11 protein-coding genes are annotated in these 13,558 nt (G+C 69.0%); all 11 read right to left on the reverse strand.

Translation table 11 applies throughout. The features are described from left to right. Window positions 1-173: 173 nt before the first annotated feature. Window positions 174-1,547, reverse strand: coding sequence for an alkaline phosphatase family protein (locus tag ACM6LU_RS24110; protein ID WP_414940022.1), 1,374 nt, complete (start codon window positions 1,545-1,547; stop codon window positions 174-176). Beyond that, window positions 1,544-2,617, reverse strand: coding sequence for a metabolite traffic protein EboE (gene eboE, locus ACM6LU_RS24115; protein WP_414940023.1), 1,074 nt, complete (start codon window positions 2,615-2,617; stop codon window positions 1,544-1,546). The genes ACM6LU_RS24110 and eboE overlap by 4 nt, the downstream gene beginning before the upstream one ends. Then, on the reverse strand, window positions 2,614-3,477 hold the full coding sequence (locus ACM6LU_RS24120) for a TatD family hydrolase (protein ID WP_414940024.1): 864 nt from the start codon (window positions 3,475-3,477) through the stop codon (window positions 2,614-2,616). Before ACM6LU_RS24120 ends, eboE begins: the two co-directional genes overlap by 4 nt. Before the next feature lie 4 nt (window positions 3,478-3,481). After that, window positions 3,482-4,894: an EboA domain-containing protein gene (locus ACM6LU_RS24125; protein WP_414940025.1), complete on the reverse strand. Its 1,413-nt coding sequence runs from the start codon at window positions 4,892-4,894 to the stop codon at window positions 3,482-3,484. Then, complete coding sequence (locus tag ACM6LU_RS24130; RefSeq protein WP_414940026.1) at window positions 4,891-5,739, reverse strand: SCO3242 family prenyltransferase; 849 nt, start codon at window positions 5,737-5,739, stop codon at window positions 4,891-4,893. The genes ACM6LU_RS24125 and ACM6LU_RS24130 overlap by 4 nt, the downstream gene beginning before the upstream one ends. 11 nt (window positions 5,740-5,750) lie before the next feature. Next, on the reverse strand, window positions 5,751-6,908 hold the full coding sequence (locus ACM6LU_RS24135) for an inositol-3-phosphate synthase (RefSeq protein WP_414940028.1): 1,158 nt from the start codon (window positions 6,906-6,908) through the stop codon (window positions 5,751-5,753). A gap of 159 nt (window positions 6,909-7,067) precedes the next feature. Next, window positions 7,068-8,237, reverse strand: a complete 1,170-nt coding sequence (locus ACM6LU_RS24140; protein WP_414940029.1) for a Gfo/Idh/MocA family protein — start codon at window positions 8,235-8,237, stop codon at window positions 7,068-7,070. A 41-nt stretch (window positions 8,238-8,278) separates the two neighbouring features. Continuing rightward, window positions 8,279-9,331: a substrate-binding domain-containing protein gene (locus ACM6LU_RS24145; RefSeq protein WP_414940030.1), complete on the reverse strand. Its 1,053-nt coding sequence runs from the start codon at window positions 9,329-9,331 to the stop codon at window positions 8,279-8,281. 22 nt (window positions 9,332-9,353) lie between these two features. Beyond that, the gene (locus tag ACM6LU_RS24150; RefSeq protein WP_414940198.1) at window positions 9,354-10,331 is read right to left on the reverse strand and encodes an ABC transporter permease; all 978 of its coding nucleotides are present in this window, start codon (window positions 10,329-10,331) and stop codon (window positions 9,354-9,356) included. Window positions 10,332-10,366: 35 nt separating this feature from the next. Further along, window positions 10,367-11,869 carry a sugar ABC transporter ATP-binding protein gene (locus tag ACM6LU_RS24155; RefSeq protein WP_414940031.1) on the reverse strand — a complete coding sequence of 501 codons (1,503 nt, stop codon included), beginning with the start codon at window positions 11,867-11,869 and terminating at the stop codon, window positions 10,367-10,369. Beyond that, window positions 11,866-13,098 (reverse strand): ROK family protein, encoded by a 1,233-nt coding sequence (locus ACM6LU_RS24160; RefSeq protein ID WP_414940032.1) that lies wholly within the window; start codon window positions 13,096-13,098, stop codon window positions 11,866-11,868. Before ACM6LU_RS24160 ends, ACM6LU_RS24155 begins: the two co-directional genes overlap by 4 nt. Window positions 13,099-13,558 lie beyond the last annotated feature (460 nt).

Consider the following 13,558-nt stretch of genomic DNA (forward strand, 5'->3'; position numbering starts at 1 on the left):
AGCTGTGGCGATCCTTTCGATGAGCGGCGGCGATCAAGGAACCGGATGCGAGTGGAGCTTCCTTTCGTGAGATCTGGGGATGGGGTGTGTCGCGAAAGCCACTTTCGGGACACCAGACGTCGCGAAAGTGGCTTTCGCGACACGTCCCGGCTAGCCGGCCTCTGACCCTCCCGTCATTTCAGGCCTTGCAGGGAAAGAAGCAGCGGGTGGACGTCCGTCGCGACGATGCGGCCGGACGGTTGGAAGGCCGGGTCGGAGCAGAGCAGCACCGGACCGTCCTCGGTGGAATCCGGCAGCCGCCCGTGTGAACCGCGCACCCAGCGCGGGTCGGTCGGGACGACGTCCATCGCGTACCGCAGCCCGGCGAACTTCTTCGCCAGGTTGAGCCCGGCCCGCGCCTTGGCGAACTTGTCCTCCGGGTCGAAGAACAGCTCGGCGGGGTCGTAACCCGGTTTGCGGTGGATCTCGACGCCGCGTGCGAAGTCGGGCTTCCGCTCGTCGTCGAGCCAGTAGTAATAGGTGAACCACGAGTCCGGCTCCGCGACCGCGACGAGTTCACCGGCGCGTTCGTGGTCGATCCCGTACTTGGCCTGCGCCTCGCGGTCGAGGACCTCGTCGACGCCGGTCAGTTCGCCGACGATCGAACGCACTCGCTCCACCTCGGAGGAGTCGCGGACGTAGACGTGCGCGACCTGGTGGTCGGCGACGGCGAACGCGCGTGACGCCCACGGGTCGAGGTACTCCATGCCCGCCTGGGTGTAGACCTCCAGCAAGCCCTCGCGACGCAGTGCCCGGTTGATGTCGACCGGCCTGCTGACGTTCGTGATCCCGTACTCGCTGAGCGCGACCACGGTCGCCCCGGCGTCGCGGGCGTCGTCGAGCAGTGGCGCGAGCGCGTTGTCCAGTTCCCGCGCGGCGCTCCTGGCCCGCGGCGCGTCGGGGCCGAAGCGCTGCAGGTCGTAGTCCAGGTGCGGGACGTAGGTCAGCAGCAGATCCGGGCGTTTCTCGCGCAGGATCTGCCGGGACGCGCCGATGACCCACTTGCTGGACTTGATCGAAGCCGTCGGGCCCCAGTACTGGAAGAGCGGGAACTCCCCCAGCGCGCCGGTCAGCTGATCGTGCAGTTCCGGCGGGCGCACGTACGCGTCGGGGGACTTGCGGCCGTCGGCGTGGTAGATCGGCCGCGGGGTCACCGTGACATCGGTGCTCATCCCCATCGCGTACCACCAGCACACGTTCGCCGACGTGTAGCCGGGGTGCGCCGCCCGCGCGGTCTCCCACAGCTTCTCGCCGCCGACGAGCCGGTTGTGCTGGCGCCACAGGAAGATCTCGCCGAGTTCGCGGAAGTACCAGCCGTTGCCGACGATCCCGTGCTGCGCGGGCATGAGCCCGGTGAGGAACGTCGATTGCGCGCTGCAGGTGACGGCGGGCAGCACCGTGCCCAGTTCGGCCTGCCAGCCGTCGCGGGCGACGGCGGACAGGTTCGGCATGTCCCGCAACGCCTTCGGGGTCAGCCCGACGACGTCGATGACGACCAGTGGCTTCATGCGGAAACCCCTTCCCTGGTGAGGTTCGCCTCGGCCCACTCGAGTTCCGCGGCGATCCCGCCGACGAGGTCACCCGCGTCCGGGAGCACGCTCCAGGTGTAGGTCTCGACCTCGATGTGCGGTTCGCCGGGCAGCCCGGCGGCGACGGTGCGCAGGACGTCCGTCGTGGTGGCCAGCGGCGCGGCCGGGGCCTGGTGCAGCGGCAGGTGGAAGTGCACCCGCCACGGGCCTTCCCCCGGCAGTTCCGTCCATGCCTCTGGCAGGTCGTCGGCCTTGTGCACGACGCCGTCGGCGCCGAGTTCCCGCACCTGGTGCAGGTAGCGCGGTTCGGCGAAGGCGGCCAGAACTTCACGTGCCTCGGCAGGCTTTTCGACGTGTAACGCCGCGGAGGCCTGCACCTTGACGATGTCCACATCGGACTCCACGATCGCCTTGATGGTCTCCGCCGGGTCGGCGAAGGACACCGCGAGGTGACAGGTGTCCAGGCACAGCCCAACGTACTCCGGGTCGACGCGGCCGGAAAGCCAGTCGAGCGCGTCGGCGACGGTGTCGAGGACACAGCCGGGTTCGGGTTCGACGGCCAACTTGATCGGCCGGTCACCGATCGCCCGGACGACCTGGCCGAAAGCCTCGGCCGCGCGGCGGTCGTCGTGCTCGGTCCACGGCTCGCGCCACGCGAGCGGCAACGTGGAGATGCTGCCGTACGTCGCGTCCTCGGCGAGCAGGTCGGACAGCACGTTCACGCAGTCGATCGTGTACGCGACCCGATCCGGATCAGTCCACTCAGGACGGTAGACCGCGTGCTTGACGACCTCGTCGTGGAAACCGCCATACGGGAACGCGTTGAGCGTGTAGACGCTGAGCCCGCGCGCGTCGAGTTCGGCGCGGAAGTCCTTGCGCGCCTGAGCGTTGTCGGCGAGTCCGCGCGCGACCGGCGCGGAGAGCCACAGTCCGACGCCGAGCCGGTCGGCGCCCAGCCGCTCACGCACCGGGAGCGCGTACCGCTCCAGCTGCGCGACGATGCCCTCGACGTCCTCGCCCGCGTGGACGTTCGTACAGTAGGAGATCATTTGCGGGCACCTCGCAGGACCGAGTTGCCCTCGAAGGTCACTGCCTCACCGGTGAACCCGGGCAGCGGGTCGAGCGTGAGGCGGCCGCTCTGGCCGTAGAAGTCGACCGGGTTCTGCCACAGCACCTTGTCGACGTCGGCCTCGGTGAACCCGCCGTCGAGCATCGCCTGACCGGTTTTGGCGGTCTTCAGCGGGTCGGAGCGGCCCCAGTCCGCGGCCGAGTTGACGATCATCTTGTCCAGCCCGTACCGGCGCAGGATCTCGACCATCCGGTGTTCGTCCATTTTGGTGTCCGGGTAGATCGAGAAACCCATCCAGGCACCGGAATCCTTGACCAGTTCGACGGTGACCTCGTTGAGGTGGTCGACGACCACGCGCTCCGGCGCGACGCCTGCCTCACGGACGACGTCGAGTGTGCGCTTGGTGCCTTCCAGCTTGTCGCGGTGCGGGGTGTGCACCAGCACCGGGAGGTCGTGTTCGAGGGCCAGCGCCAGTTGCCGCGCGAAGACCTCGTCCTCTTCCTTGGTCATCGAGTCGTAGCCGACCTCGCCGACCGCGACGACGCCGTCCTTGGCCAGGTACCTCGGGAGCACGTCGAGCACCTCGCGGCAGCGGGGATCGTTGGCTTCCTTGGGGTTCAGCGCGATCGTGCAGTGGTGCCGGATGCCGAACCGGGCGGCGCGGAACCGTTCCCAGCCGATGAGCGCGTCGAAGTAGTCGGTGTACGAGCCGACACTGGTGCGCGGCTGCCCCAACCAGAACGCGGGTTCGACCAGTGCGCGGACGCCGGAGGCGTACATGGCTTCGTAGTCGTCGGTGGTCCGGGAGGACATGTGGATGTGGGGATCGAAGATGCGCATTGTGCTAGTTCTCCTTGAGGAGTTCGAGGGCGTCGGCGGGAACGTCACGTCCGGCCGCCCTGCGTTCGTCGGCGAAATCGGCGAGCATGCGTCTGAGTTCGTCGTCCGCGCGGGAAGTGAGGTCCGCGACGGCGGCCAGTGGCACGCCGACGAAGACGCATTTGAGGACACCGTGCCGCCAGGTGTGCCCGTCGAGGTGCCGGGCGAAGGCACCCATGGCGGCGCCGACCAGGCGGATGTCGTTGGCGCGCAGCGCGTCTTGGACCAGCTGGACACCGGCGTCGATGACCTCGGCGGCCGGGGACTCCAGCGCGTTGAGCCCCCGCAGCACTCCGCGCCGCTCGGCGTCGTCGCCGTAGCGGTAGAGGTCCCGCAGTTCGGCGGCCAGTGCCGAGGCGTCGAGGACGTCGGCCAGCACCATGACGAGCCGGACGCGTGCCCGGTCGTCGATGGTGCCGTGGACCAGCCCCTGCGGATCGGTACCGGGTCGCAGCGCGGCCCGGCCGACCTCACGACCGGCGGCCGGGAAGAGCGAGCCGACGACCGACGGCTTCTCCCGGATCCTGCCTTCCGCCCTTTCCAGCCACGACTCCGGCATCGCCGCGGTCAATGCCGTGAAGGCACGCCGTGCGGTGTCCGGGGCGGCGTGACTGTGCCGGGGCAGCTCGACCGCGGCCAACCCGGTGTAGCCGATCTCGGCCAGTGCCCCCAAAGTCGCGGGCAGATCCAGCTGCCCGTCGCCGAACTCCAGATGTTCGTGGACTCCTGGCAGCATGTCGTCCAGCTGCACGTTCCACAGCAGCGGACCGGCGAGGCGGACGCATTCGGCCGCGTCCACCGGCTCGACGGCGACGCAGTGCCCGACGTCGAGCGTGACGCCGAACAGTTCCGGTTCGCCGAGTTCTTTGCGCAGGTCAAGGACCTGGCTCAGCTGCTGCACGAGGTGCCCGGGCTCGGGTTCCATCGCGAGCCGGACGTTCAGCCGCGCGGCGTGCTCCAGTACCACCGCGACGCCCTCGCGCAACCGGGACCACGCGACGTCATTGTCCATAGTGGACACGCCTGACCAGAAGGAGACGCAATCGGCACCGAGGTCCTTCGCGATCTGCAAGGCCCGAGCCAGGAAGTCGATCCGAAGCGCGGGATCGTCGGAGAGCAGCGTCGGCGAGTGCTTGCGCCACGGGTCGAGCAGATAGCGCGCACCCGTTTCGATCACGACCCGATTCAGGCCGAGCGCCGAAAGCCGGGAGGCCACGTGGTCGACCTGTCGCGCCAGATCGTCGGCGAACGGGTCGAGGTGGTCGTGGTCCAGCGTCAGCGCCACCCCGGTGTAGCCGAGGTCGGCGAGCACGGCGAGCGCGTCGTCGAGGCGGTGGTTGGAGAACCCGTTGGTGCCGTATCCCAGCTGGAAGCTCATGTGGGGCTCACCTTCCGCGACAGCTTGCGGGCGATCGGCAACGCGGCCGCGACCAGCGCCGCCCCCAGTAGGGAGCCCTTGGCCGTGACCGCCGCCTGCAGCGGGACCATGCCGTGGATGCCGGTCTTGGTCGCCGTGCGCACGGCCTTCGCCGACGGGTCGCGGACGGCGTCCGCCTGCGCCCGGCCGACCATCCCCGCGTATCCCGAGCCGGCGGCCATCGACGCCATCCGGTGCCTGCCACCGCGGGCCGGACCGGTCAATGCCAACGTTGTCGCCGCACAGGTCGTGGCGAGCGCGGCACGAGCCGTTCCCGGGCTCGCACCGTGTACTTCCCCGGTGGACAACGCCGTGACGCCGAGCGTGTGAACGCCCACCGCCGCCGCGGAGGTAAGAGCACGACGAGTTTCGCCACCCGCACCCAGCAGGACGTCGAGCGTGCGGCAGGCCGCCATCGCCACCGGTCCGGCCGGGGTCGGTTTGAGGACGGTGTCGTAGGCCCAGACCGCGGCCGCGAGCGGGACCGCGACCTTCATCGCCGTACGGCCACCGCCGAGCGCGGCCAGGCCGAGCCCGGCCGCGGTCAGCGCGGCCCCGGTGGTGAGCGCCGCGCCCGCGCTCACCCGCCCGGACGGGATCGGCCGCTCGGGACGCTCCACGGCGTCGAGCTTCCGGTCCGCCCAGTCGTTGAGGGCCATTCCGGCCCAGTAGAAGGCGACCGAGGACAGCGGCAGCAGCAGTCGTCGCCCGGTCATCTTGAGTCCCGCCGCGGCGGACCCGGCGACCGTGTCGCCGAGCACCGTCAGCGCGGCGGGCGCTCGCACGAGTTCCACGTACGATTTCAAAGCGGGAGCCTTCACAGGGCGGCCGCCCAGGCGATCAGGCGGGTGGACTGCTCGGCGAAGCGGTGCTCGTCGCTGCCCAGTGGATCCTTGAAGAAGAAGCCGAGTTCGGTCAGCGCGCCGCTGTGTCCGGCGGCGTGCGCGGTGGTGACCAGGCGGGCGAGGTCGAGGATCAGCGGTGCCGCGAGCGCGGAGTCATACCCGGTCCAGGTGAACTGCAGACTCATGCGCGCGCCGAGGAATCCCTCGAACGACACGTGGTCCCACGCGGTCTTGACCTCACCGAGGTCGGGCACGTTGTCGATGTGCAGCGGTGCGACGACGTCCTCGCCGAGCAGTGCCGCGAGTCCGCGTGCCTTCGATTCCAGCTTGCTGTTCGCGGTCACCGGGTCGGCCAGCGTCTCGCCGTCACCGCCGCCGAGGAGGTTGGTGCCCGCCCAGGAACGGACCTTCAGCGCCCGCGCGCTGAACATCGGCGCGAGGACGGTGCGCAGCAGGGTCTCGCCGGTCTTGCCGTCGGAACCCGCGTACGGCAGGCCTTCCCGCTCGGCGAGCTGCCGCAGCGCGGGCAGGGTGATCCCGGCGGACGGCGTGAACTCGACGTACGGAGAACCCGCCTTCAGTGCCGCGTAGGCCGAAAGCGAACTGGAGGGCAGGACCGCCCGCGCCGGATCCGCGAGTGCGTTTTCGAGGACGTCGAGGTCCTCGTGTTCGGGCAGGTGGGGGCACGGGGCCTCGGTGGAGGACACGTTGACCACCACGACCCGCGCGAGGTCGTGCCGACCGGCGAAAGCTCGGATGTCCGCGGTGAGCCGGGCGGCCGCGTCGGACTGGGCACCCGTATGCGTCGCCGGGTGGTAGCCGTCGCGGATCTCGGCGTCCACTTCGGCCAGCCCGGACCGGACCGCCGAGAACACCGAATGTCCGAACACGCCGGCGTGCGCCAGCTGCTCGGCCCGCTTCTCCAGCGGGGTGTGCACGATGTCGTGCCCGCCGAGGACCAGATCATCCCAGTCCGGCAACGGAACGCGAGCGAAAGCCGGCAGTTCGGTGACGCAACCGCCACCGCCCGTCACCCCCGCGCGGAGGGCGAGCAGCCCTACCGCGGCGGTGGTGGCGACAGACCCCCTCGCACCGATCAACCAGATGCCCGTACGCTCGTGAGCAGGCATTTCTCCACCTTTCCCAAACCCGAAAACGTCAATTGTGTTCACCATCGGATGGTCGGACGTTTCCGGATCAAACCAAGTCGCAGTGATAGCCGTCATGCGACTTTCGGCTGGATCTACGCTGCTGTTACCACCCCGCCTCCTCGGTTTTTCCCCATGCCCTCAGTTACTCCCCTTCGCAGTGACACCGGGCACAGCGGTCCATCGCGCCTCTTCGGCCGCGCTGCGCTCGACCGCGTCGAGAACCTGCTGAACCCTCAATCCGTCCTCGAAGGACGGCTCGGGATCCGTGCCGCCGCCGATCGCGGTGAGCAGGTCGGCGACCTCGTTGGTGAAGGTGTGCTCGTAGCCGAGGAGGTGCCCCGGCGGCCACCACGCCCCGACGTACGGATGCTCGGGTTCGGTGACCAGGATCCGGCGGAACCCGGCCTCGGTGGCGGGTTGCCCACCGTCGAACCAGGACAGTTCGTTCATTGATTCGAAGTCGAACGCGAAGCTCGCCTTCGACCCGTTGATCTCCAGCCGCATCGCGTTCTTGCGGCCCAGCGCGAACCGGGTCGCCTCGAAACTCGCCACCGCCCCGCCGGTGAACCGGCCGAGGAACAGGGCGGTGTCGTCGACCGTGACCTGCCCTGTCCCGCCGTCGCCGTCCGGCCGCTCCTTGACGAAGGTGTCGGTGAGCGCGGAAACCCCGGTGATCGTCTCGCCGGTGACGAACTGGGCGGCGTCGACGATGTGCGCGCCGAGGTCCCCCAGCGCACCCGAGCCCGCCTTGTCCTTGTGCAGCCGCCAGGTCATCGGCGACCGCGGGTCGGACAGCCAGTCCTGCAAATACACCGACCGCACGTGGCGGATCTCGCCGAGCGCCCCGCTCGCGACCAGCTTCCTGGCGTGCGCGAGCGCGGGCACCCGGCGGTAGTTGAAGGCCACCATCGACCGGACGCCGTTCGCGCGTGCCTTCGCCGCCGCCTCGGCCATCGCTTCGGCTTCGCCGAGGGTGTTGGCCAGCGGTTTCTCGCACAGCACGTGCTTCCCGGCTTCGAGCGCGGCGATCGCGATCTCGGCGTGGCTGTCGCCCGGCGTGCAGATGTCGACCAGGTCGACGTCGTCGCGGGCGATCAGCGCGCGCCAATCCGTCTCGACGTCTTCCCAGCCGAACCGTTCCGCCGCGGCCTTCGCCCGCACCTCGTCACGGCCGCCGAGCACGGCGAGTCTCGGGATCAGCGGTGGCGCGAAGAAGCGGTGCACACTGCGCCACGCGTGCGAATGCACCGCACCCATGAACGCGTGGCCCACCATGCCGATCCCGATCGTTTCCTTTGCCGTGCTCATGCCCCTCCTAGATCGTGCTGCTGCGTGTCGGGAACGCGGGTTTACGAGTCGAAGCCGACGTCCATGTACTTGTCGACGTTCTCCTTGGTGACCACCGCGGAGTACGTGGTGATCTCGGCGGGGATCTCGTGCTCGGCGAAGTCGGCGGCACCCTTGCTCTGGCCGAGAAGCCGCGCGAGCGAGATCGCCGAAGACGCCATCGACGGGCTGTAGAGCACCGTCGCCTTCAACGGCTCGGCGTCGGACTTGATCAGGTTCATCGCGTTCTTCGACCCGGCGCCGCCGACCATCAGGAAGTTCTTGCGGTTGGCGTTGTTGATCGCGGCGATGACACCGACACCCTGGTCGTCGTCGTGGTTCCAGAGCGCGTCCAATTTGGGCGCGGACTGCAGCAGGTTCGACGTCTGCTGCTCACCCGACTCCGGCGTGAACTGCGCCGAAACGCGTGGGCCGACCGCGAAACCCTGACGCGCCAAGGCGTCCTTGAAGCCCTTGCTGCGTTCCTGGGTCAGCGGCAGCGAATCGATACCCGCGACCTCGCCGATCACGGGGCCGGCGATGTTCTTCGCCTTCATCTGCTGGGCGATGTAGTTCCCGGCGTTGACGCCCATCCGGTAGTTGTCGCCGCCGATCCACATGCGGTACGCGAGCGGGGTGTCGAAGACGCGGTCGAGGTTGATCACCTGGATGCCGGCGTCCATCGCCTGCTGGCCGACGGCGGTGAGCGCCTTGCCGTCGAACGGCAGGATCACCAGCACGTTGACCTTGGCGTTGATCAGCGTCTCCACCTGGGAGATCTGCTGGTTGACGTCGTTGGTGCCCTCGGTCGCGTTGAGCGTGACCTCACTGAACTTCTGTGCCTGCGCGCGGGCGTTCTTGGTGATGGCCGCCATCCAGCCGTGGTCCGCGGCGGGCGCCGAGAACCCGATGGTGACGGGAGTTCCGGGCTGCGCGTTGCCGCCCGCGTTCGCGACGTTGGCGGCGTTGTTCTGCGCCGGTGCCTCGTTCGAGGTGCACGCGGTCAGCAGCGCACCCGCTCCGACGGCCGCGCCTCCCAGCAGGAAGCGGCGGCGATGCAGGGATTGTTCGGTCATGACGACTCTCCATCCACGGTGATCAAGTACTCGTCTTGGTTTTCTTCACGGAGCGGAACTGCAGTAGCGCGGCCAGCACGATGATCACGCCCTTGGCGATGTTCTGGATGTCGGTGTCCAGGTTGTTGAGCGTGAAGATGTTGGACAGCACGGTGAAGATCAGCACGCCGATCAGGGTGCCGATAAGTGAGCCGCGGCCACCGGTGAGCAGCGTGCCGCCGATGACGACCGCCGCGATGGCGTCGAGCTCGTAGAGCATGCCGTTGGTCGAGGCGCCCGCGGTGGTGCGGGCGACGACCATCAGCGCGGCGATACCGCAGCACAGTCCGGCGACGCCGTAGACGAGAGCGGTGTGCCGCTTGACGTTGATGCCCGCCAGGCGCGAGGCTTCGGCGTTGCCGCCGACGGCGTAGGTGCGGCGGCCGAACGTGGTGCGGTTCAGCACCACCCAGCCGACCGCGAACACCAGCGCGAACATCCAGATCAGCACCGGGATACCGAGCAGGTCACCGCGGAAGAATTCGAGGAACCCGGTCTCCGACACCACCTGCGTGCGGCGGCCGCTGATGCGCTCCGCGAGCCCGCGGGCCGAGACGTACATCGCCAAGGTCGCGATGAACGGCACGATCTTCCCGTAGGAGACCAGGATCCCGTTCACCAGACCGCAGCCGAGGCCGACCAGGAGTCCACAAAGGATCATCACGAACGGGCCGTACGACTGGGTGGCCAAGGTGGTCAGCCAAACGCTGGAGAGCGCCACGATCGACCCGACCGAGAGGTCGATGCCGCCGGCGATGATCACGAACGTCATCCCGACGCTGACCACGCCGATGGCCGCGGCGAGCCGCAGGATCGTCGAGAGGTTGCCGTCGGTGAAGAACTGGTCGGGCCGGGTCACGCTCCCGACGACGCACAGGATCACCAGCACACCGGCCAGCCCGAGCAACCGGGGGTCGACGGTGAACTTGAATCCCTGTTTCTTCGGTGGTACGGGTTCCACGACGGTTCCCGTACGCACCGACTCGGCTTGGTCAGTCACGCCGCACTCCCCTCGAGAATCACGTCGAGCACATCCGCCTCTGTCAGCTCCGCAGACGGCTTTTCAGCCAGGACACGTCCTTCACGCAGCACCAGCACCCGGTCGGACAGTCCGAGTACTTCGGGGATCTCGCTGGAGACCAGCACGATCGCGACCCCGGTCGCGGCCAGTTCGGCGATCAGCCGGTACAGCTCGGCCCGCGCGCCGACGTCGACCCCGCGCGTCGGCTCGTCCAGCAGCAGCACCCGGCAGCCGCGGACCAGCCAGCGCGCGAGCACCGCCTTCTGCTGGTTGCCACCGGAGAGCGTGCGGATGATCCGCTGCGGGTCGGCGGGCCGGAGATCGAGACGCCGCAGGCTTTCCCCGGCGTCTTCGAGTTCGCGCGACCGGTCGGAGAAGCCGAACGTCGCGTACTTGCCCAGGCTCGCCAAAGTCACGTTGTGCGCGACGGACAGGTCCAGCAGCAGGCCCTGGCTCTTGCGTTCCTCCGGCGCCAGGCCGATCCCGGCCTTGACCGCCGCGGACACGCTTCCCGGCCGGATGGTCTTCCCGTTGACCGAGACCGATCCGGTGTCCTGCTTGCGTGCCCCGAAGATCGTTTCCAGCAGCTCGCTGCGCCCCGAGCCGACGAGGCCCGCGATCCCGACGACTTCGCCCGCGTGCACGGTGAAGTTCACGTTCTCGAACTCGCCGGCGGTGGTCAGGTTCTCCACCTTGAGGACCTCGGTGTCCGGGTCCACGTGCTCCTGGTGACGCGGGCCGAAGACGGTCTCGACCTTGCGGCCCGCCATCAGCGCGACGAGGTCCGAGGTCGGTGTCTCCTTGGCGCCGAGACCGGTGGCAACGGTCCTGCCGTCCTTGAGCACGGTGACGCGGTGCCCGATCCGGCGCAGTTCTTCGAGCCGGTGGGAGATGTAGACGATCGCGACACCCTCGGCGGTCAGTTCACCGACGATGCGGAAGAGGTTGTCGACCTCTTCCCCGGCGAGTGCCGCGGTGGGCTCGTCCATCACCAGCAGCTTCGCGTCGTACGCGAGCGCCCGCGCCATCGAGACCAGCTGCTGTCCGGCGGCGGAAAGCTTGCCGACCTCGGTCGACGGCGCGATCTCCGGATGTCCGAGCCTGGCCATCAGCTCGGCGGCCTTCTGCCGGGATTCGCTGATCCGCGTGAAACCGAAGGTGGCGCGCTCACGACCGAGGAAGATGTTGTCGGCGACGGAAAGCCCGGGTACCAGGTCGAGTTCCTGGTACATCGTGGCGATGCCGATCTTCAGCGCGGCGACCGGCGAGGGCAGCGTGACCGGTTCGCCCTGCCAGGTGATCTCGCCTTCGTCGGGACGGTGTGCCCCGGCGAGGGTTTTGATCAGCGTGGACTTGCCCGCGCCGTTCTGGCCGAGGAGACAGTGCACCTCGCCGGGCTCGACGTCGAAGTCGACGCCGTCGAGCGCGCGCACCCCGGGGAAGGTCTTCACGATCCCCCGGACGGATAGCAAGGTCATGCCGGCGCCTCCTCGGCCTCGGTGGTGGCAAGCGGAACGAGCGTCGGATCGGCGAAAAGCCGTTCGGTGGCGAGGTGGGCGGCGCCGCGCAGCGGGGCGGTGGTGCCCAGCGGCGACGGCTCGACGCGGCAGGCGGGCTCGTGCCCGAGCGGACGCGCGGACAGTTCGCGGCGCACCGGCTCGACCAGCCACTCGCCCAGTTCGGCGAAGTAGCCGCCGAGCACCACGACGTCCGGGTCGAGCACGTCGACCACAGTGGACACCGCGATGCCGAGCGCTACCCCGAGTTCCGAGACGGCCGCGACCGCGCGCTGGTCACCGCGCTGTACACGGTGCTTGAGCAGCCCGACCCGGCCGTCGACGCCGGGCGCGGGATCGTGCAGCGGGTCACCGGGCGAGGCGGCGCCACGCAGCACCGCGTTGAGCCCGGCCTTGGTCTCCAGGCAGCCGACCCGGCCGCACTGGCACTGTTCGCCGGAGGGGTCGACGGTGATGTGCCCGACCTCGCCGGCGAACCCCCTGGCACCGCGCAGGATCGCGCCGCCGGACACGAGCCCGCCGCCGACGCCCATCCCGCCGCTGAGGTAGAAGAGTTCGCTCACCCCGGCACCGACCCCGGCGACCGCTTCGCCGACCGCGCCGAGGTTGGCCTCGTTGTCGACCGCGATGGCGTCGACCGGCAGACCGAGCCGGGCCGCCAGGAGGTCGGCGATCTCGGCGTCGCGCCAGCGCAGGGTCGGCGCGAACCGCAACACCGCGGCGGCCGTGTCGACCAGGCCGGGAACGGACACCGTGACGCCGACCGGCCGCTCGTCACGCAGCACCTGCCCGGCGAGGAAGGCGAGTTCGTCCATGCTCCGGTGGAGGCCGAGCCCGGCGACGTCGGCGGTCTCGACCCGTTCGGCGATGACGCGGCCTTCGAGGTTCGCGACGACGGCGGCGAAACGGTCTGCCTCGACGCTGAGCGCGAGCCCGTACGCGCTGTCGCCGTTCAGCTCGACCAGCTGGCTGGGCCTGCCGTTGCCGCCCGCCCGCAGTCCGGCGGAGCGGACGAGGCCGCGTCCGGACAGCTCGGTGATCAACCCGGAGACGGCCGCTTTGGTGAGCCCGCACCGCGCCGCGAGCTGGGTACGCGAGAGCGACCCCGCGCGCAGCGCCCGCAGGAGCGCGGCGAGGTTCGCCGTGCGTGGGCTGACCGGGTCGAACTGTCCGGGATCAGTCGCGGCCACACTGCCCTCACTTACGAATCGGCCGTAACAAACTTTGTTACTTAGCCAGCGAAAGTAGGGTGGTCCGTGTCACTCGTCAAGGTGACAACAGGACAGAAATGGCCGCCGTCACCCGAATAGCCGTCCAGATTGGTACAGACTTTTGCACTTTACAAGCTAAAGTCTGTACGATCTTGACGTTACTCACCGAAATCCGTCGGTTGCTCCGCGTGCCGCCGACCGGTCCTGCCGCGTGAGATGAACGCACCCTTCGCCGCGTGGAGAGCGGAGAAGGGCGTCTTCTAGCTCACCGGGTTGGCCATCTTTGTGACTGGTGGGACCCCGGAGGCCGCAGACAGGTGTCCGAGGCTGTGAAGGCCTCCTTTTCTACCTTCACAGGGTCAGGGGTTCCCGGCAAAGTCGCAGAGCTGCTGGTCAGCGCTGCTGCCGGCAATCCGGACTTGACATCGTCGGTGCCGGC

This window comes from Amycolatopsis sp. cmx-11-51 (assembly GCF_047608665.1).
In the GTDB taxonomy this organism is placed as follows: Bacteria; Actinomycetota; Actinomycetes; order Mycobacteriales; family Pseudonocardiaceae; genus Amycolatopsis.